The sequence below is a fragment of the Streptomyces sp. NK08204 genome, from assembly GCF_020400585.1.
Taxonomy (GTDB): domain Bacteria; phylum Actinomycetota; class Actinomycetes; order Streptomycetales; family Streptomycetaceae; genus Streptomyces.
This window is the reverse complement of sequence record NZ_JAINVF010000001.1, coordinates 176,251-194,318: the sequence shown is the minus strand read 5'-3', so window position 1 is coordinate 194,318 and position 18,068 is coordinate 176,251. Positions and strand designations below refer to the sequence as shown.

The 18,068-nt window shown below is 70.6% G+C and carries 17 protein-coding genes and 2 pseudogenes; 10 read left to right on the top strand and 9 right to left on the bottom strand.

Annotated elements, in window-relative coordinates:
- The first annotated feature begins 28 nt into the window (after positions 1 to 28).
- The 7 genes from argF to K7G59_RS00840 all read left to right on the top strand — a co-directional run bounded on the left by argF (position 29) and on the right by K7G59_RS00840 (position 5,299).
- Positions 29 to 1,030, top strand: a complete 1,002-nt coding sequence (argF, locus tag K7G59_RS00870) for an ornithine carbamoyltransferase (RefSeq protein ID WP_225829814.1) — start codon at positions 29 to 31, stop codon at positions 1,028 to 1,030.
- Positions 1,031 to 1,034: 4 nt separating this feature from the next.
- A complete protein-coding gene (locus K7G59_RS00865; protein ID WP_225829813.1) occupies positions 1,035 to 1,958 on the top strand; it encodes a carbamate kinase in 924 nt (307 codons plus the stop codon).
- 360 nt (positions 1,959 to 2,318) lie between these two features.
- Positions 2,319 to 2,951, top strand: a complete 633-nt coding sequence (locus K7G59_RS00860) for a hypothetical protein (protein ID WP_225829812.1) — start codon at positions 2,319 to 2,321, stop codon at positions 2,949 to 2,951.
- 70 nt (positions 2,952 to 3,021) lie between these two features.
- Positions 3,022 to 3,159: a hypothetical protein gene (locus K7G59_RS00855; RefSeq protein ID WP_225830270.1), complete on the top strand. Its 138-nt coding sequence runs from the start codon at positions 3,022 to 3,024 to the stop codon at positions 3,157 to 3,159.
- Positions 3,156 to 3,359, top strand: a complete 204-nt coding sequence (locus tag K7G59_RS00850; protein WP_374114183.1) for a universal stress protein — start codon at positions 3,156 to 3,158, stop codon at positions 3,357 to 3,359. Before K7G59_RS00855 ends, K7G59_RS00850 begins: the two co-directional genes overlap by 4 nt.
- 39 nt (positions 3,360 to 3,398) lie before the next feature.
- Complete coding sequence (locus tag K7G59_RS00845) at positions 3,399 to 4,421, top strand: zinc-dependent alcohol dehydrogenase (protein ID WP_225829811.1); 1,023 nt, start codon at positions 3,399 to 3,401, stop codon at positions 4,419 to 4,421.
- A 5-nt stretch (positions 4,422 to 4,426) separates the two neighbouring features.
- Positions 4,427 to 5,299 (top strand): universal stress protein, encoded by an 873-nt coding sequence (locus K7G59_RS00840; protein ID WP_225829810.1) that lies wholly within the window; start codon positions 4,427 to 4,429, stop codon positions 5,297 to 5,299.
- 14 nt (positions 5,300 to 5,313) lie between these two features.
- Here the strand turns inward: K7G59_RS00840 and K7G59_RS00835 are convergent.
- A pseudogene (locus K7G59_RS00835) lies at positions 5,314 to 5,754 on the bottom strand (polyphosphate kinase 2 family protein); the annotation flags it as partial.
- 87 nt (positions 5,755 to 5,841) lie between these two features.
- On the opposite strand from K7G59_RS00835, the gene K7G59_RS00830 reads away from it, so the two are divergent.
- Both K7G59_RS00830 and K7G59_RS00825 read left to right on the top strand, forming a co-directional pair.
- Positions 5,842 to 6,744, top strand: a complete 903-nt coding sequence (locus tag K7G59_RS00830) for a universal stress protein (RefSeq protein ID WP_225829809.1) — start codon at positions 5,842 to 5,844, stop codon at positions 6,742 to 6,744.
- Positions 6,745 to 7,029: 285 nt separating this feature from the next.
- Positions 7,030 to 8,067: a 2-hydroxyacid dehydrogenase gene (locus tag K7G59_RS00825; protein ID WP_225829808.1), complete on the top strand. Its 1,038-nt coding sequence runs from the start codon at positions 7,030 to 7,032 to the stop codon at positions 8,065 to 8,067.
- A 107-nt stretch (positions 8,068 to 8,174) separates the two neighbouring features.
- Here the strand turns inward: K7G59_RS00825 and K7G59_RS00820 are convergent, their stop codons facing one another.
- Together K7G59_RS00820 and K7G59_RS00815 are read right to left on the bottom strand one after the other, a co-directional pair.
- Positions 8,175 to 8,525 (bottom strand): cupin domain-containing protein, encoded by a 351-nt coding sequence (locus K7G59_RS00820; RefSeq protein ID WP_225829807.1) that lies wholly within the window; start codon positions 8,523 to 8,525, stop codon positions 8,175 to 8,177.
- 11 nt (positions 8,526 to 8,536) lie between these two features.
- Entirely contained in the window at positions 8,537 to 9,385 is an 849-nt protein-coding gene (locus tag K7G59_RS00815) for a class I SAM-dependent methyltransferase (protein WP_225829806.1), read from the bottom strand.
- Between the two features lie 233 nt (positions 9,386 to 9,618).
- Here K7G59_RS00815 and K7G59_RS00810 point away from each other — a divergent pair, with 233 nt between their 5' ends.
- Positions 9,619 to 10,533: a universal stress protein gene (locus tag K7G59_RS00810; protein WP_225829805.1), complete on the top strand. Its 915-nt coding sequence runs from the start codon at positions 9,619 to 9,621 to the stop codon at positions 10,531 to 10,533.
- Between the two features lie 50 nt (positions 10,534 to 10,583).
- Here K7G59_RS00810 and K7G59_RS00805 read toward each other — a convergent pair.
- The 6 genes and pseudogenes from K7G59_RS00805 to K7G59_RS00780 all read right to left on the bottom strand — a co-directional run.
- Positions 10,584 to 10,766 (bottom strand): annotated as a pseudogene (locus K7G59_RS00805) (vitamin K epoxide reductase family protein); the annotation flags it as partial.
- 21 nt (positions 10,767 to 10,787) lie between these two features.
- Positions 10,788 to 10,934, bottom strand: a complete 147-nt coding sequence (locus K7G59_RS00800) for a hypothetical protein (protein ID WP_225829804.1) — start codon at positions 10,932 to 10,934, stop codon at positions 10,788 to 10,790.
- Positions 10,931 to 11,698: a respiratory nitrate reductase subunit gamma gene (narI, locus tag K7G59_RS00795; RefSeq protein ID WP_225829803.1), complete on the bottom strand. Its 768-nt coding sequence runs from the start codon at positions 11,696 to 11,698 to the stop codon at positions 10,931 to 10,933. The genes K7G59_RS00800 and narI overlap by 4 nt, the downstream gene beginning before the upstream one ends.
- A complete protein-coding gene (gene narJ, locus K7G59_RS00790; RefSeq protein ID WP_225829802.1) occupies positions 11,695 to 12,468 on the bottom strand; it encodes a nitrate reductase molybdenum cofactor assembly chaperone in 774 nt (257 codons plus the stop codon). Before narJ ends, narI begins: the two co-directional genes overlap by 4 nt.
- Entirely contained in the window at positions 12,465 to 13,988 is a 1,524-nt protein-coding gene (gene narH, locus K7G59_RS00785; RefSeq protein ID WP_225829801.1) for a nitrate reductase subunit beta, read from the bottom strand. Before narH ends, narJ begins: the two co-directional genes overlap by 4 nt.
- A 1-nt stretch (position 13,989) precedes the next feature.
- Entirely contained in the window at positions 13,990 to 17,688 is a 3,699-nt protein-coding gene (locus tag K7G59_RS00780; RefSeq protein ID WP_225829800.1) for a nitrate reductase subunit alpha, read from the bottom strand.
- Positions 17,689 to 18,068 lie beyond the last annotated feature (380 nt).

Genomic DNA, 18,068 nt, shown 5'->3' with positions numbered 1-18,068 from the left:
CTGAACCCGAAAAAGGGAAGCCACCACCATGACCACGAATCTGCGAGGCCGCTCCTACCTGAGCGAACTCGACTTCACCGCCGCCGAGATCCACCACCTTCTCGACCTCGCCGCCGGCCTCAAGAAGGCCCGCCGTGCCGGCACCGAACAGCCCCGGCTCACCGGCAAGCACCTCGCCCTGATCTTTGAGAAGACCTCCACCCGCACCCGCTGCGCATTCGAGGTCGCCGCCGCCGACCAGGGTGCCGCCACGACCTACCTCGGCCCTGGCGACACCCACGTCGGTGAGAAGGAATCCATCGCCGACACTGCCCGCGTCCTCGGCCGCATGTTCGACGGCATCGAGTACCGGGGCTCCGCTCAATCCCTCGTCACCGACCTCGCCGCCCACGCCGGCGTCCCCGTCTACAACGGGCTGACCGACACCGCACACCCCACCCAGAGCCTCTGCGACATGCTCACGATGCGGGAGCACAGTCCCAAGCCGCTCACGGAGATCAGCTACTGCTACCTCGGTGACGCCCGCAACAACATGGGCAACTCCCTGCTCTCGATGGGCGCCCTGCTCGGCATGGACGTACGGATCGCCGCGCCCAAGGCGCTGTGGCCGGAATCCTCGCTGGTCGCCGCATGCCGTGAGGTGGCCGGCCGAAGCGGGGCGCGCATCACCCTCACCGAGGACGTGGAGACCGCTGTACGCGGCGCCGACTTCATGCACACGGACGTCTGGGTCTCCATGGGGGAACCGGCCGACACCTGGCGGGAGCGGATCGAGTTGCTGCTGCCGTACCAGGTCAACGACAAGGCCCTCGCCCTCACCGGCAACCCGGACGTGAAGTTCATGCACTGCCTGCCGGCGCTCCACGACCACCGCACCCGGCTCGGCCAGGAGCTGTTCGAGGCGTACGGCCTGAACGGGCTGGAAGTCACCGACGAGGTCTTCTCCTCGCCCGCCTCGATCGTCTTCGACCAGGCGGAGAACCGGCTGCACACCATCAAGGCCGTGCTCGTCGCCACCCTGGAGGACTGAAGCCATGCGCATCGTCGTAGCCCTCGGCGGCAACGCCCTGCTGCACCGCGGCGAACGCCCCGACGCCGCCGTCCAGCAGGCCAACATCGACCGGGTCGCCGAGGCCCTGGCCGCCCTCGCCCACGAACACGAGCTGGTCATCACCCACGGCAACGGCCCCCAGATCGGCCTGCTCGCCGTGGAGAGCGAGTCCGATCCCGCGCTCAGCGCCCCCTACCCGCTCCACCTGCTCGGCGCCCAGACCCAGGGCATGATCGGCTCCCTGCTCGCCTGCGCCCTGCACGACGCGATGCCCGGCCACCGGATCGCCGCCCTGGTGACCCACACGCTCGTCCGGGCCGACGACCCGGCCTTCGCACGGCCCACCAAGTTCGTCGGCCAGGTCTACCCGAAGGAGGTTGCCCAGACGCTCGCCCGCAAGCGTCGCTGGCACATCGCCCGGGACACCACCGGCTGGCGCCGGGTGGTCCCCTCACCCGCGCCGGAGCGGGTCGTGGAGACCGACACCATCCATGACCTGCTGAACGGCGGCACGCTGGTGATCTGCGGCGGCGGGGGAGGAGTGCCCGTCACCGCCGACCGGGACACCGGGGCACTGACCGGCGTCGACGCCGTCATCGACAAGGACCTCACCGCGGCCCTCCTCGCCGAGGACCTCAAGGCCGACTTCCTGCTGATCCTCACCGACGTGCCCAACGTGTACGAGGGCTACGGCACACCGCACCAGCGACCGCTGTTCGACGCCACCCCCGAGGAACTGCGACGCGGCGGCTACCCGGACGGTTCGATGGGCCCCAAGGCCGAGGCCGCCGCCCGGTTCGTCGAACGCGTCGGCGGCCTGGCCGCGATCGGCGCCCTCGATGCGGCGTTCGAGATCGTGCACGGCCGGGCGGGCACACTGATCCGCCCGGACCTCATGGCCGGCTGAACAGGGTGCAGTAGCTGAATCCGTATCCTCTGGAGCGTTGCCATGGTTGCCATAGCCGCAGTGCTTCAACTGATGCTCCTGGCGGGCGCACTGCACGACACCGCCCGGCTTCTGGCATCGACCGACAGCCGCCGCCCGCCGGGGCACAGGCGGCGCCGGGCGGCACTCGAGGCGGTCGAGCGGCGGCTCTCGACTCGGCGTCTCATCAGCGGACTTGTCGACTGCCACCCAACCGGTCCCGCAGACAGGGACGTTCAGCCCCGCGGATGGAGACCTTCGGCATCCGGCGCAACGTCGCGCACCTGACGAGAGTGAGGGTCAAGAAGCTGACGCCCATACATCCCTGAAGGGATCACCGTCATGGCCGTGCACGAGCACTCTCACCGGAGCCCGGGCTTCCATCTGTCGACGGCCTTCCGTTGGCACCGGACCGCCTCCGCCTCCGAGTCCGCCGCGTTGGCACGTTTCGGCACGCACACCGCGCAGGCTTACGCCCTGGCGTCGCTGCGCATCCTGACCGGGTTCGTCTTTCTGTGGGCGTTCCTGGACAAGACCTTCGGCCTCGGTTATGCCACGGCGTCCGGCAAGGGCTGGATCGACGGTGGATCGCCGACGAAGGGCTTCCTCAGTTCCGTTGCCGCCGGGCCGATGGAGTCGACGTTCCACTCGTGGGCCGGTGACACGTGGGCGGACTGGCTGTTCATGCTGGGCCTGCTCGGCATCGGCGTGGCCGTCACGACCGGTGTGGCGCTGCGTCCGGCCGCGGTGGCGGGCACGGCGATGATGGCGCTGATGTGGATCGCCGAGTGGCCGCCGGCCAAGCACCTGTCGAACGGGTCGCCGAGCACGTCGACGAATCCGTTCGCCGACTACCACGTGATCTACGCGGTGGCGCTGATCGCCGTGGCGGCCGCGGCCGCGGGCGCCACCTGGGGCCTGGGCCGGCTGTGGGCGCGGCTGCCGGTCGTCCGCGACCACGCCTGGCTGCGCTGACCGCACTCGGCGGGACGGACCTCGCCCCGGGCCCGTCCCGCCGACCCGTGCACGGGTCCCTTGGTCCGCGTTGAAGGACCAGCGGACCCTGCCCCGGACAACCCCCGAACACGACGCCTACGGCATGGCCGTGGAGCCCGCGGTCGAGCGGGAGATGGCGAAGGGCGACGCCGCCGCCCTGACCGAGGTGCTGCGCCCTGGCGGCTGAAGTACGCCGACGTCGAGGTCGTCGAGCAGTCCCACTACGGCAGCCCCCCGCTCCTCCTGGTCGACGCCTCCCACGAAGCCACCCTGATGGTCGTCGGCCGCCGCATTCGCCGCTCCGCCATGGGCGCCCACATCGGCACCGTCACCCACGCCGTCCTGCACCACGCCACCACCCCCGTCACCGTCGTCGTCCACGACTGACCCACCACCGACGCACCACCGCAGAGGAGAGAGAAGACCATGAAGGCAGCAGTCGTACGAGCCTTCGGCGAGCCCCTGGTCATCGAGGAGCGCCCCGACCCCGAGCCCGGCCCCGGCCAGGTCCGCATCCGCGTCGAGGCGTCCGGGCTGTGCCACACCGACATCCATGCCGCCCACGGGGACTGGCCCGTCAAGCCCAGTCCGCCCTTCGTCCCCGGCCACGAGGGCGTCGGCCTGGTCGAGGCGCTCGGCGACGGCGTCACCCACCTGGCCATCGGCCAGCGGGTCGCCGTGCCCTGGCTCGGCACAACGTGCGGGCGGTGTGAGCACTGCCTGTCCGGCTGGGAGACGCTGTGCGAGCAGCAGATCAACACCGGGTACGGCTGCGACGGCGGCTACGCCGAGAAGATGCTGGCCTGGGCCGACTTCGCCCAGCCGGTACCCGAGGGCATCACCCCGTTCGACGCCGCCCCGCTGACCTGCGCCGGCGTGACCACCTACAAGGCCCTCAAGGTCGCGGACATCCGACCCAGCCAGCTTGTCGCGATTTCCGGGATCGGCGGCCTCGGCCACCTCGCCCTGCAGTACGCGAAGATCGCCGGTGCCACCGTCGCCGCGATCGACGTCAGCGACGACAAGCTCGCACTCGCCAAGGAGTTGGGCGCCGATCTCGTCATCGACGCCCGCAAGCAGGATGTCGGCCAGGTGCTCAAGCAGCACGGCGGCGCCCACGCCGCGATCGCGCTCGCGGTGAACGACGCCGCGTTCGAGGCGGTCAATTCCGGGCTGCGACGCGGCGGCAAGCTGGTCATGGTGGCCCTGCCCGCCCATGGCACCGTCCGTGTCCCGATCTTCGACACCGTGCTGAACGGCACCTCGCTGATCGGCTCCATCGTGGGCACCCGGCAGGACCTCGCCGAGGTCTTCCAGCTCCACGCGGCCGGTCGGACCAGGGTCATCTATGAGACCCGGCCCCTCACATCCGTCAACGAGTCCATCGACGACGTCCTGCGCGGGCAGGTCAAGGCCCGCATCGTCTTCGACCTCGCAGTGGGGAGCTGACCGCGATGGACCTTCCGATCGTCGTCGGAGTGGACGGCTCCGAGCCGAGCCTGCGGGCCGTCGACTGGGCGGCCGACGAGGCCGCCGTGCGCGGGGTGCCGCTCCGGCTGGTGTACGCCTCCCTGTGGGAACGGTACGAAGGTGTCTCTCTCGCCGACGGCCTGGGCAAGCCCTCCGAGCAGGTGATGGCCGAGGACGTTGTCGCGACCGCCGAGCGGCGGGCGCGACGCCGGCAGGCCGACGTGAAGATCTCCACCGACGTACTGCCCGAGGAGCCGGAGTACGCGCTCGTACGGGAGAGCCGCACCGCCTCGGCGGTCGTCCTCGGCTCCCGCGGCCACAGCGGTATGGCCGAGGCGCTCCTCGGCTCCGTCAGTGTGACGGTGGCCGGTCATGCGCACTGCCCCGTCATCGTGCTGCGCGGCGGTCACGACAACCGGGCCCGGTCCGGGGTACGCGGCCGTATCGCCGTCGGCATCGGCGAGAACTCGGAGAGCGCGGCGGCGGTGCACTTCGCCCTCGAGGAGGCGCGGCTGCGCGGGGTGCCTCTGGACGCCGTACGAGCCTGGCGCTGCCCCGCGCACGAGAGCATCGGTCACGGCCAGCTGTCAGGTGAAGCAGCTCGGCTGCACGAGGAACGGGCGGTTGGGGCGCTGGAAGCGGCCTTGCGGGACGCCCCGGCCGATGTCGAGGTGCACCGGCGCATCGTCGAGGGCCCTGCCCGCCAGGTGCTGTCGGCCGCCTCGGCCGAAGCGGACCTGCTGGTCGTCGGAGCCCGGCGGCGCGAGGGCCACTTCGGCCTCCAGCTCGGCCGCGCCGCCCACGCGATGCTGCACCGCTCCGCCTGCCCGGTCGCCGTCGTACCGCAGCGGGCATGACCACGGTGACCGGCTCAGAAGCCCCCCGCGTGATCAGGGACGTAGGGCTGCAGGTCGCGCGGCGGGCGCTCGTAGCCGGTCGACGCGGGCCGCGGCGGAAGCTCCAGCACCGGCGGCGGCACGTCGTGGTAGGGCACGGTGCTCAGCAAGTGGGCGATCATGTTCGGGCGGGCCCGGCGCTTGTCGTCGCTCTCCACGACGTACCACGGTGCCTCCGAGATGTCCGCGTGGATCATCATCTCGTCCTTGGCCCGGGTGTATGCCTCCCACCGGGAGATCGACTCCAGGTCCATCGGTGACGGCTTCCAGCGCCGCAGCGGGTCCTCCAGCCGGCGCCGGAACCGTTCCTGCTGCTCGGTGTCGCTCACCGAGAACCAGTACTTCCGCAGCAGGATCCCGTCCTCCACCAGCATCCGCTCGAAGATCGGGCACTGACGAAGGGCCCAACGGACCTGGGGGAGACCTTGCGGCCCCTACCCGCACGAGGGCCGTGGCACGACGCTGGCAGCATCGAGCAGACCGCAGCGCAGGAGGTGCGCATCATGTTTTCGCCGGTCATCGCTGGAGTTGACGGATCGCCGGAGAGTCTCGCCGCCGCCGAGTGGGCCGCCCGCGAGGCGGTGCGCCGGGACGTACCGCTACGACTGGTGCACGCCTGGAACTGGCACCCCCGCCAGACGGACGGCGAGCCCGCGAACGCCGCGCAGCGCCGCCTCGCGCGCCGTGCCCTCCGCCGGGCGGAGGAACAGGTCCGCGGCGCCGCACCCGGCGTGCGCCTCACCGACGAGCAGGTCGAGGGCCCGGCGACCGCTGCCTTGCTGAAGGCTGCCGAACAGGCAGAACTACTGGTGCTGGGCTCACGCGGTCTGACCGGCTTCACCGGACTTCTGGTCGGCTCGGTCGCCCTGGGGGTGGTCGCGAAGGCGACGCGTCCCGTCGTCCTCGTACGGGCGGGCGAGGAGGCCGAGGACGAGCACTTTCCGGCGGACGACGGCAGCTGGTCCACCCGGACGGGCTACCGCGACGTCGTGCTCGGCATCGACCTCGCCGACGCTTGCGACGAGGTGATCGAGTTCGCCTTCGAGGCGGCCCGGCTGCGGCACGCCCGGCTGCGTGTGGTGTACGCCTGGCAGCCGCCGTCCGCGATCAGCCTCGGCCCCGGCGACATCGGCCTGGTCAACGATCCCCGGCAGGCTGAGGAATGGCAGGGGTTCCTGTCGGCCGTGCTGCAGATGTGGCGCGAGAAGTACCCCGAGACCGAGGTACTGGAGTCCGTCGTGGAGGGCAAAGCTTCCACCGCGCTGGTACGGGCCGCCTCCGCGGCGAGCCTCCTGGTCGTCGGGCGTCGCCTGACCGCAGGGCCAACGCTTCCGCGCATCGGCCGCGTCACCCATACCGCAGTCCATCACGTCATCTGCCCGCTGGCCGTCGTCCCTCACAAGTGACAGGCCCGACAAGGATGAGCGCACCCAAGTACGAGTACGCATTCGCGAGGGCAGCCGGGAGACGACCGACCTGCTCGGCAGCGAGGGGAGCCGGCCTGGCCGGAATGACCCGGCTCGGGGCTGCCCGTGGCGCCCGGCTTCCTCAAGGCCAGAAGTGCCGACGCTGAGGTGGCCCGGCGCCCGGGACGATGGGGCCCGCTTCCTGAACCCATCGGCCCTCGTCACTTCGGCGGGCTCGGCCTACGGTGGAGAGGTGATCGTTTGAATTCAGCGGGAGGAGAGCAGGTGGAGATCGTCGCGTACGGCGTTCTCGCGGACGAGGAGCCGTTGCTGAGGGAAGCGTTCGACGGCGTGTTCGCCACCCGGCATGAGTTGCGGTGTCTTGGAATGTTCCTGGACCGGGACACCGTCCCGACCGCCGCGGGCCACGAGGTCGTACTCAGCAGCGTCAACGACACTCTGGACGCCGATGTGCTGCGCTCGCTGGCCAAGGGCGGAACCCGGATGGTTGCCCAGCGGTCCACCGGTTACAACAACATCGACCTTGACACTGCCCGGGAACTCGGTCTCACGGTGGCCCGGGTCTCGTACTACTCGCCGTACTCGGTCGCCGAGTTCGCCTGGACCCTGGCCCTGGCGGTCAACCGTCGCATCGTCAGGGCAGTGCACCGTACCCGGGAGTTCGACTTCCGGCTCGACGGGCTGATGGGCCGCGACCTGCGAGGTCGTACGGCCGGCGTGGTGGGCACCGGAAAGATCGGGGCCGCGTTCGCCAGGATCGCTCACGGGTTCGGCATGCGGCTGCTGGGCTGGGACGTCGCCGAGAATCCCGAGTGCCTCGCCCTCGGCATGGAGTACGTCCCGCGCGAGCGGCTGTTCGCCGAGGCTGACCTGGTCAGCCTGCACGTGCCCCTGCTGCCGGACACCCACCACCTCGTCGACGCCGAGGCCCTGGCACTGATGAAGGACGACGCGATCCTGGTCAACTCCAGCCGCGGCGGCCTGGTCGACACCGACGCCCTGCTCGAGACACTGCGCGCGGGACGGCTGAGCGGTGTCGGCCTCGACGTGTACGAGGAGGAGGCCGGCGTGTTCTTCCTGGACAAGTCGCTGGAGGTGATGACCGACGAGCGCCTCGCGAGGCTGATGACCTTCAGCAACGTCCTGGTCACCTCCCACCAGGCGTACTTCACCAGGGACGCCGTCGGCCAGATCGCCCAGACCACCGTGGCCAACGTCGAGGACTACTTCGCCGGCCGTTCCGGCGACAACACACTTGTCCGCCCGGAGACAGCCTGCGGGCCCTCCCGGGGCCGGCCCTGAGCCCGAAACCGGTCACTCCGCCGGCATGGCGGACCGCGTTGCTGATCAGCTGGATGTAGCCGTGCCGTTCCAGGCCCTCACGGGCCCCTGAGAGTCAGGCGGTCCGCTCAGTTGTCGGCGCCGGAGCCGGATCCGGACGGTTCGGGGGCAGGCAGCATGGTCAGCAGCATGATGGTGGGTTCGGTCGCGCGCACGGTGTGCGGCAGCCGGGCGGGCAGGTGGATCCAGCTCCCGGGCGTCGCCTCGGTCTTCTCCTCGCCGAGTACGAGGTCGAGGCGGCCCTTGATGACCTGGATGACCACGGGCAGGGCCGAGGTGTGTTCGGTGAGTTCCTGGCCGGCGGCGAACGCGAAGCCGACCACGCGAATCCGGTCGTCGCGGTACAGGACACGGCTGAGTGTGCCGCCCTCGGCCAGCGGCAGTTCAGCGGCCAGGTCGGTGATCACGGTTGCGGTCATGGGGTACCTCCTCAGTGTGCGGGCGGGGTGGGTACGGCGATCAGGCTGATGGCTCCCAGGTGGTGCTGGTGACGGCGGAAGACGCTGCGCATGCGCAGGAGGCGGCGTCGGGCCGACGGGTCCCACAGGGCGTGCCCGGCGATCCCCAGGGCTCGGATCAGACCCTCGTCGGCGACCGTCCGGCGTGGTTCGAGGAGTGCCATGGGCGTCATCCTCTTCGCGGTGATGGTGAAGCCCTCTGCCGCGAGCAGGTCGCGCCAGCCGGAAGCGGTGAGCGGGCGGGCGCCGACGCGGATGGAGTCACGCAGTTCGGCGGTGATCTGGTCGGCGAGTGTGCGGTCGATGTCGTCGGGCAGCAGGCACAGTTCGTGGATGCCGTACCGGCCCGAGGCGTTGGTGAGCAGTCGGCGCGCCTCCCTGACGACGCGGCGCTTGGCCGGTTCGGGCTGCATGGTCAGCATCGCCTCGCCGTACACGACGGTGGCGCTGCCGGGTGGCAGGCCGGTGTCGGTGGCGTCAGCGCGTACGGCGCGTATCTCGGTCGACCCGGCGGACGTGAGCCTGCCCAGCCGCGTCACTGCTGCCGGATCCCGGTCGACGGCGGTGTAGGCGGCCGGGTGACGGGCGAGGGCCAGTCGTGCGGTTGCTCCCAGCCCGGCGGCCAGTTCCACCACCCGGTCGTCGGGGCCGATGTCCAGCGTTTCCAGCATCCAGCGGGTCAGCTCAAGACCTCCGGGGCGCAGGACCCGCTTGCCCAGGCGGGCGAGGAGCCAGTGACCCGGCATGCGGGAGGCGTCGAGTCCGTCGCCGGGCACGGGTGTGTCGTTGGACAGTGGCTGGCCATGGTCTGTAGTCACCATGCTCGTGCCTCGCTCTCTACCGGCACATTCAGTGCTTGCTCAGGCCACCCTAAATTTGCTGGTCGGCACCGGATGGGGCCAAACGTCCCGGCATGAGGGCCCACCGGCCTCGCAGATGCTTCACGGACACCTGCATGTGGGCTGTTCGGTCCCCGAGGGGGACCCCAGAGACCCCTGCTGTGCCATGTACATGGCCCGGAGACTGGCACGGCATCCCTGAAGGAGGTCCGTACATGCCCACCATCACCGTCGGCCTCGACGGCTCACCCCACAGCCTGGCCGCCGCCTACTGGGCCGCCCGTGCCGCAGAACAGCGCGATGCGTCGCTGCATCTCGTGCATGCTTGGGAACAGCATCCCTACGTGCGCGCGCCGTTCATCGGTCTGTCGGCACCGGCCGCGATCGACGCACAGCGTGAGTGGGCCGCTTACACGCTGCGCGACGCGCAGTCCCGGATCGCGAAGGACCACCCCGACCTGCCCATCAGCACACACCAGGCCGGCGAACAGGCCGTCCCCGCCCTGCTGTCCGCAGCCGGGGACGCCGACATGCTGGTCCTCGGATCCCGTGGGATCGGCGGAGTCGCCGGATTCCTCGCCGGTTCCGTCGCCCTTGCCGTCGTGGCGCGCTCACCAGGACCCGTCGTCCTCGTACGAGCCGTTCAGCGCGCCGAGGACGAACATCTTCCGGACGCCTCGGGAAGCCCATCCACCGTCACCCCGTACCGCGACGTCGTGCTGGGCCTGGATCCGGAGAGCACCGGCGACGCAGTCATCGGGTTCGCGTTCGACGCAGCCCAGCGCCAGGCCGCCGGCCTGCGGGTGGTTCACGGCTGGACTCTGCCCACCGCCTACGGCTACGGCGCCGCCATGGACTTCGTGCTCAACGACGAACTGTCCGAGCAGGTATGGCACCGGATGACCGAGGTACTGCGGCCGTGGAAGGCCAAGTACCCCGGCGTCGAGGTGCGTGAGCACGCCGTGGTCGGCGGCTCGGGGCGACACCTCGTGCACGCCTCGCGGGACGCGGCCCTGGTCGTCGTCGGCCGGAAGAACCGCCGCGCGCCGGTCGGCGCCCACATCGGAGCGGTGACGCATGCGGTGCTGCAGCACGCCTCTGCACCGGTTGCGGTGGTCCCGCACGACTGAGCGCCGGGCAGTTGCGTGACGACCGGCTCGGGACCTTCGTGGGCGTGAGGTTAGCCCCGCCTCATCAAGGCGTTCGTGATGTTCCCTTGCCGGGCGGCGATACCCAGGGCGGTCACGGCGGCGAAGGCACCCAGTCCGAGCAGCATGTTGGGAACGTCGAACAGTCCGCCCTGCGTGCTCGACATGACGCCGCCGCAGCTGACGACGGGGCTGATGTTGCACGGCGGCTGGTAGGCGAGGTCGCGGAGTAGCCGTCAGTCGTCCACGGCGAGTTGGAAGGAGGCGAGCCGGCCGACGATCCCGGTCAGCAGCATGACCAGACCTGTTCGGCGGCTCGCGGCGATGGCCTGTGCGGGCCGGGTGGTCGTGGCGTCGGGTGCGAGCGCGGGCTGGCGGCTCATGCGGCGCGTCGGGAGCCGGAGACCGGCCGGGGCTGGTGCACGGCTGTCGGGGGCGTGGCCGGTGTGGCTCGCCGTCGGTAGACCAGGTACGGGCGGGCCAGGTAGCCGATCGGGGCGCTCCAGACGTGGACGAGGCGGGTGAACGGCCAGGCCGCGAAGAGCAGGCAGGCGGACAGGGCGTGCAGCTGGAACAGCAGCGGTGCTCCGGCGATCGCCTCGGGCTGCGGGTGAAGGGTGAAGACGCCGCGGAACCAGACGGAGACGGTGGTGCGGTAGTCGTAGCCGGGGCCGAAGACGTTGTGGGTGGCCGTGGCGCTGAAGCCCAGCAGTACGGTGGCCGACAGCAGGGGGAACAGGACCTTGTCGCTGCGGTCGGTGGTGAGGCGGATCCGCCGTGTCAGCACCCGCCGCGCGCAGAGCATGCCCAGGCCGGTGACCATGGTGATCCCGGCGACGGAGCCCAGCGCGACGGCCCCCGTGTGGTAGACGTGCTCGCTGATCCCGGCTGCCTCGGTCCAGGAGGCGGGGACGGCCAGGCCGAGCACATGCCCGGCGATCACGGCGAAGGCACCCAGGTGGAACAGCGGGCTGCCCCAGCGCAGCCAGCGGTGTTCGAGGAGCTGGGTGGTGCGGGAGGTCCAGCCGAACTGGTCCTGGCGGTAGCGCCAGACGTGCCCGACGACGAACACGGCGAGGCAGATGTAGGGGAAGGCGACCCACAGCAGCAGGTCGGCGCCGCCGGGGGCGGCCGCGATCGGGTTCATCGGAGACCTTCCTCCGTGCGGTAGGTGGGCGGGGCGGGCACAGGGGGTACGAAGGCGTCGGGCGGCGCGAACTCTCCGTGTCCGTAGGCGCCGTAGGGGTCGAGCCCGACCTCCTCGTTCGGCGGGCCCTCGGCGGCCAGCTTCGCGACGGCCCGCTCGTCCGCTTTCGTGGGCGGTGGCAGGAGGGTGAGGAGGGCGGCCAGGAGGTGTCGGTAGGGCGAGTCGGCGGCCTTCAGGGCCTGGTGGATGAGGTCCAGTCCGCGGCGGTGCTGGCGCAGGGGTGCCTCGCCCGCGCCGGTGCCGGTGAGTGCGGCGAACTCGAGGACGACCGGCAGGTGGTCGGGTAGTTCGCCGCCGTCGATGTCCCAGCCCGCGGCCTGGTAGCGGCGGGCCAGGGTGAGCAGGGCCATGCCGCGGCGGCGGGTGTCGCCGTGCAGGTAGTAGGTGAGGTAGAGGCTGCTCTTGCGGCGCAGGTCGAAGACCTCCACGTAGTGGCGTTCCAGAGCCTCGGGGTCCTGGGTCGTGAACCAGGCGACGAAGCGGGTCAGGTGCTCGGCAGCGGGCGAGGGGTTCAGGGCGCGGACCGTGCCCTCCAACTCAGCGCGAGCCGATGCCAGTTCGGAGTCCGGATACTGCAGGAGCAGTGACAGCAGGCGCAGGAGCAGGGCGCGGTCCTCGGTCTCCTGCGGCGACAGGCGCGACGGACGGCGGACCGTCGCTCGGATGCGGGTGCGCACGATTGTGGGAACGGTGGCGGGCAGCGGGCTCACGCTCGGCCTCCCGTCGCCTTGCGGCGCAGGGTGGGGATGCCGAGCATGACCCGGCGTTCGGAAGGCTCACCGCCGGCCTCCACGGGGCACCGGTTCTCCATGGCGCTCAGCGCGGCCGCGTCCTCCTTGTGCGCGGCGGGAACGACGTACCGGTCCTTGTACTTGGCGACGGCGAGCAGTCGGTGCATGTCCTCCGCCTCGCGGGCGGTGAGCCCGACGGCCTTGAGCACCGTCTCGTCCCCGGCCTCGCCGAGCGTGCGTTCGCGCATGTACGAGCGCAGGGCGGTGAGCTTCATCAGTACGCCGGCCACCACGTCGGTGTCCCCGGCGGTGAACAGCTCCGCAAGGTACTCCAACGGGATGCGCAGCCGGGTGACGGCGGCGAAGACGTGGTCGGGATCGTCCTGGTTGCCGCCCGCCGCGTCGACGGCGTCGAGGACGGGGGAGAGGGGCGGCACGTACCAGACCATCGGCATCGTCCGGTACTCCGGGTGCAGCGGGAGTGCCACCTTGTAGCGCATCACCAGGTCGTACACCGGGGAGCGGCGGGCCGCCGCCAGCCAGTCCTCGGGGATCCCGGACTCCCGTGCCGCGGCGATCACTTCGGGGTCGGCCGGGTCGAGGAAGACGCCGCGCTGGGCGTCCAGCAGGTCCTTCTCGTCCGGGGTGGCGGCGGCCTCGCCGACGCGGTCGGCGTCGTAGAGCAGCAGGCCGAGGTAGCGCAGCCGGCCGACGCAGGTCTCGGAGCAGACGGTGGGCTGTCCGGCCTCGATGCGCGGGAAGCAGAAGGTGCACTTCTCGGCCTTGCCGGTGGCGTGGTTCACGTACACCTTCTTGTACGGGCAGGCCGTCACGCACATCCGCCAGCCGCGGCAGCGGTTCTGGTCGACCAGGACGATGCCGTCCTCGGTGCGCTTGTACATCGCGCCCGACGGGCAGGCGGAGACGCAGGCCGGGTTGAGGCAGTGCTCGCACAGCCGGGGCAGGTGGAAGAGAAACGTCTGCTCGAACTCGAACTTGACCTTCTCCGCCCAGGCCCCGGTCAGGTTGGGATCGCCGCCCGCGTGCTCGGGCGCGCCGCCGAGGCCGTCCTCCCAGTTGGCGCCCCAGGTGATCGCGGTGGGCTTGCCGGTGAGGACGGAGCGGGGGCGGGCGACGGGGATGTCCTTGCCGGCGGGGGCGCTGACGAGGTTGTCGTAGTCGTACGTCACCGGCTCGTAGTAGTCCTCTATGCCCGGTAGGTCGGGATTGGAGAACAGGGACAGCAGTCGCTTGACGCGACCGCCGGAGCGCAGGACGAGACGCCCGCGCTTGTCGAGCATCCAGCCGCCCTTCCACTGCTCCTGGTCCTCGTAACGGCGGGGGTAGCCGACACCCGGCTTGGTCTCGACGTTGTTGAACCAGGCGTACTCGACGCCCGTTCGGTTGGTCCACGTCTGCTTGCAGGTGACCGAGCAGGTGTGGCAGCCGATGCACTTGTCGAGGTTCATCACCATCGCCACTTGGGCCATCACTCGCATGTCAGTACTCCACTTGCTGGCTGCGGCGGCGGATGACGGTGACCTCGTCGCGCTGGTTGCCGGTCGGGCCGTAGTAGTTGAAGGCGTACGTGAACTGCGCGTAGCCGCCCGCGAGATGGGTGGGCTTGAGCAGCAGCCTCGTCAGGGAGTTGTGGATGCCGCCCCGCTTGCCGCTGACCTCGGTCTTCGGGACGTTCACATTGCGGTCCTGGGCGTGGTACATGTACACGGTGCCCTCGGGCATGCGGTGGGTGACCACGGCGCGGGCCGCCACGACGCCGTTGCGGTTGTACGCCTCGATCCACTCGTTGTCCTTCACGCCGATCTTCTCGGCGTCGGCGGTGGACATCCAGATCACCGGGCCGCCGCGGGACAGGTCGAGCATGTACTTGTTGTCCTGGTAGTTCGAGTGGATCGACCACTTCGAGTGCGGGGTCAGATAGCGGACCGTGACCTCCGCCCGGCCCTCCTCGTGCAGATGCTCGTCACCGTAGTGCCGGGGGGTGTTCAACGGCGGCCGGTAGACGGGTAGTTGCTCGCCGAGTTCGGCCATCCAGTCGTGCTGGACGAAGAAGTGCTGGCGACCGGTGAGGGTGTGCCAGGGCTTGCGGTGCTCGACGTTGATGACGAAGGGGGAGTAGCGGCGCCCGCCGGTCTCCGAGCCCGACCACTCGTAGGAGGTCATGACCGCGCGAGGCTGGGTGCGGGTGTCGGCGAAGGTGATCCGCTCGGCCTCGCGCTCGGCGGCGAGTTCCACCAGGCCCCCGCTGCCGGTCTGCCGCTCCATCTCGCGGAAGCCCTCGGTGGCCAGGCGGCCGTTGGTGGTGCCGGACAGGGCGAGGATCGCCTCGCACATGTCGGAGGCAGTGGCCAGGGAGGCCCGCCCGGCGGCGATTCCGTCCCGGACGGTCCCGCACCGGTGCCGCAGTTCGTTCAGCTCCTGGTCCGGGTGGACGGTGATGCCCTTGGTGGTGGTGCCCAGGGTGTCGAGCAGGGGGCCGACGGCGCGCATCTTCTGCGCGGTCGCGGCGTAGTCCCGTTCGACGACGACGAGCTTCGGCATGGTGCGGCCGGGCACCGGGTCGCACTCGCCCGTCTTCCAGTCCCGTACCACCCCGCCCGGCTGGGCGAGCTCGTCGGGAGTGTCGTGCGTGAGCGGCACGGCGAGGACGTCGGTGCGGGTGCCGAGGTGCTCGGCGGCCAGCTCGCTGAAGCGGTCGGCGATGGTCAGGAAGGTGTCGTAGTCGGTACGGGCCTGCCAGGGCGGGGCGATGGCCGGGGTGAAGGCGTGCACGAAGGGGTGCATGTCAGTCGAGGACAGGTCGTCCTTCTCGTACCAGGTTGCGGCCGGCAGGACGACATCGGCCAGCAGCCCGGTGGAGGTCATCCGGAAGTCCATGCAGACCAGCAGGTCGAGCTTGCCCTCGGGAGCCTCCTCCCGCCACACCACCTCCTTCGGCCGTCCCTCGGGCGGGGTCTCGGCGGATCGGACCGCCGCGTCCGTGCCGAGCAGGTGGCGAAGGAAGTACTCGTTGCCCTTGCCGGAGGAGCCCAGCAGGTTCGCCCGCCACACGGTCAGCACGCGGGGGAAGTTGGCCGGGTCGTCGGGATCCTCGGCGGCGAACCGCAGCCTGCCGGACTTCAGCTCGTCGACAATGTGCTCGGCGATGGGGCGCCCCTCGGCGGCGGCCTCGTCGGTCAGGTCCAGCGGGTTGCGGTTGAAACCGGGATGGCCGGGCGTCCAGCCGAGCCGTACCGCCTGTGCGAGCGTGTCCGCGAACGCCTTCCCCTTGAAGCGGCCTTCACCGAGCGGGGATGCCAGCTCCTCGGGCCCGAACGCCTCGTACCGCCACTGGTCGGAGTTCAGGTACCAGTACGACGTCCCCGCCATGTGCCGGGTGGGCCGCTGCCAGTCGAAGGCGAACGCCAGGTGCTGGAAGCCGGTCAGTGGACGGACCTTCTCCTGGCCGACGTAGTGCGCCCAGCCGCCGCCGTTGACGCCCTGGCAGCCGGTCATGGTGGTCAGCGCCAGGAAGGCCCGGTAGATGGTGTCGGAGTGGAACCAGTGGTTGGTGCCCGCGCCCATCGCGATCATCGAACGGCCCTGGGTGCGCTCGGCGTTACGGGCGAACTCCCGGGCGATCCGGGCCGCCTGCTCGGCCGGCACCGAGGTGATCGTCTCCTGCCAGGCGGGGGTGTACGGCTGGGACGCGTCGTCGTACGCGAGCGGCCAGACGCCGGGCAGGCCGGGCCGGGCCACCCCGTACTGGGCCAGCATCAGGTCGAAGACCGTGGTGACGACCCGGCCGCCGATCCGCCGCACCGGCACCCCGCGCACCATCACCGAGCCACCCTCGCCGGCCCCCTCGTCGAACCGGGGGAGTGCCACCCGCACCCGGTCCTCGGCCGAGTCCAGCAGGCTCAACTCGGGCTCCGCCCCACCCAGTTCGAGGTTCCAGCGGCCCTGCTCGGTCTTCGCCCAGCGGAAGCCGAGCGAGCCGTTCGGCACAACAGGCTCGCCCGTGGCCGCGTCCAGGAGGACGGTCTTGGACTCGGCGTGCTCCGTGTCGTGCCCGAGGTCGGCAGCGGTCAGGAACCCGTCCGGGACGAGACCGTGTTCGTGCTCGCGCAGGGTCACCAGGAACGGCGCGTCGGTGAACGTGCGCAGGTAGTCCCGGAAGTAGGGCACCTCGCGGTCTACGAGGAACTCCCGCAGGATCACATGGCCCATGGCCATCGCCAGCGCGCCGTCCGTACCCGGGTGCGGGGCGAGCCACTCGTCGGCGTGCTTGACGTTGTCGGCGTAGTCGGGGCTGACCGCGACGACCTTGGTGCCGTTGTAGCGGGTCTCGGTCAGGAAGTGTGCGTCGGGGGTGCGGGTGACGGGGATGTTCGAGCCCCACATGATCAGATAGCCCGCGTTCCACCAGTCCGCGGCCTCGGGCACGTCGGTCTGGTCGCCGAAGACCTGCGGGGAGGCGATCGGCAGGTCGGCGTACCAGTCGTAGAACGACAGCAGAGTGCCGCCGATCAGCGACATGAACCGGGCGCCGGCCGCGAAGGACGCCATCGACATGGCCGGGATGGGGGAGAAGCCGGCGACGCGGTCGGGGCCGTACTCCTTGATGGTGTGCACATGAGCGGCGGCGACCAGCTCGGCGACCTCGTCCCAGTCGGCACGCACCAGGCCGCCCTTGCCGCGAGCCCGCTTGTACGCCCGCGCCTTCGCCGGATCGCCCGTGATCTCGGCCCAGGCCGCCACCGGGTCACCGAGCCGCCCGCGGGCCTCGCGCCACAGCTTCAGCAGGGCGCCGCGCACGTACGGGTAGCGGACCCGGCTCGGGGAGTAGGTGTACCAGGAGAAGGAGGCACCGCGGGGGCAGCCGCGCGGCTCGTACTCGGGGCAGTCGGTGCCGATCGACGGATAGTCGGTGGCCTGGTGCTCCCAGGTGATGATGCCGTCCTTGACGTACACCATCCACGAACACGACCCCGTGCAGTTCACGCCGTGGGTGGAGCGCACCACCTTGTCGTGCGCCCAGCGGTCCCGGTAGAAGCTCTCCCAGGCGGGGTCGCCGGTGCCGAAGACAGCGCGTCCGTCGGCCGAGACCTCGCGGCGGGTCAGCAGCCTGCGGGCTGCCAGCGGCCAGCTGTCACCTTCGCGCCGCTGCGCAGGGCGCGCGATCTTGTCGTTCTCCATGAGCACAAACGCTAGGCGTCCGATTCTGGCCAGGCCTGGGGCCGAACGGCCCTGCTTGGGCGACTGTACGGCCCGCTCTTCACCTGGGGCGAGGGGGACCCCAAGGCCCTTCGGGCAGTGGGGGCCAGATGCGCGTGCATGAGATCCGTCCTCTGACCGGTTCGATCCGGATCCCGCACCCCCCGGCCGCCGCGAGGACGATCCGCGCCAGGATCCCGTGCAGGCGGGACACGAGATCTCCGCGCCGCCATGGTCGCCGCCGTCGCCGACCATGGCGGCGACCGCCTTCCCGATCTCCCCTGTCCAGGCAACACCTGTCCCGTTCCGAACAGCCAATTCACAACATCTGCTCGCGCTCCTGGGGCGGTTGTCGACGCAAA

Coding starts and splice junctions, on each gene's coding strand:
- argF (WP_225829814.1), top strand. CDS start 29: ATGACCACGAATCTGCGAGGCCGCTCCTACCTGAGCGAACTCGACTTC.
- K7G59_RS00865 (WP_225829813.1), top strand. CDS start 1,035: ATGCGCATCGTCGTAGCCCTCGGCGGCAACGCCCTGCTGCACCGCGGC.
- K7G59_RS00860 (WP_225829812.1), top strand. CDS start 2,319: ATGGCCGTGCACGAGCACTCTCACCGGAGCCCGGGCTTCCATCTGTCG.
- K7G59_RS00845 (WP_225829811.1), top strand. CDS start 3,399: ATGAAGGCAGCAGTCGTACGAGCCTTCGGCGAGCCCCTGGTCATCGAG.
- K7G59_RS00840 (WP_225829810.1), top strand. CDS start 4,427: ATGGACCTTCCGATCGTCGTCGGAGTGGACGGCTCCGAGCCGAGCCTG.
- K7G59_RS00830 (WP_225829809.1), top strand. CDS start 5,842: ATGTTTTCGCCGGTCATCGCTGGAGTTGACGGATCGCCGGAGAGTCTC.
- K7G59_RS00820 (WP_225829807.1), bottom strand. CDS start 8,525: ATGACCGCAACCGTGATCACCGACCTGGCCGCTGAACTGCCGCTGGCC.
- K7G59_RS00815 (WP_225829806.1), bottom strand. CDS start 9,385: ATGGTGACTACAGACCATGGCCAGCCACTGTCCAACGACACACCCGTG.
- K7G59_RS00810 (WP_225829805.1), top strand. CDS start 9,619: ATGCCCACCATCACCGTCGGCCTCGACGGCTCACCCCACAGCCTGGCC.
- K7G59_RS00800 (WP_225829804.1), bottom strand. CDS start 10,934: ATGAGCCGCCAGCCCGCGCTCGCACCCGACGCCACGACCACCCGGCCC.
- narI (WP_225829803.1), bottom strand. CDS start 11,698: ATGAACCCGATCGCGGCCGCCCCCGGCGGCGCCGACCTGCTGCTGTGG.
- narH (WP_225829801.1), bottom strand. CDS start 13,988: ATGCGAGTGATGGCCCAAGTGGCGATGGTGATGAACCTCGACAAGTGC.
- K7G59_RS00780 (WP_225829800.1), bottom strand. CDS start 17,688: ATGGAGAACGACAAGATCGCGCGCCCTGCGCAGCGGCGCGAAGGTGAC.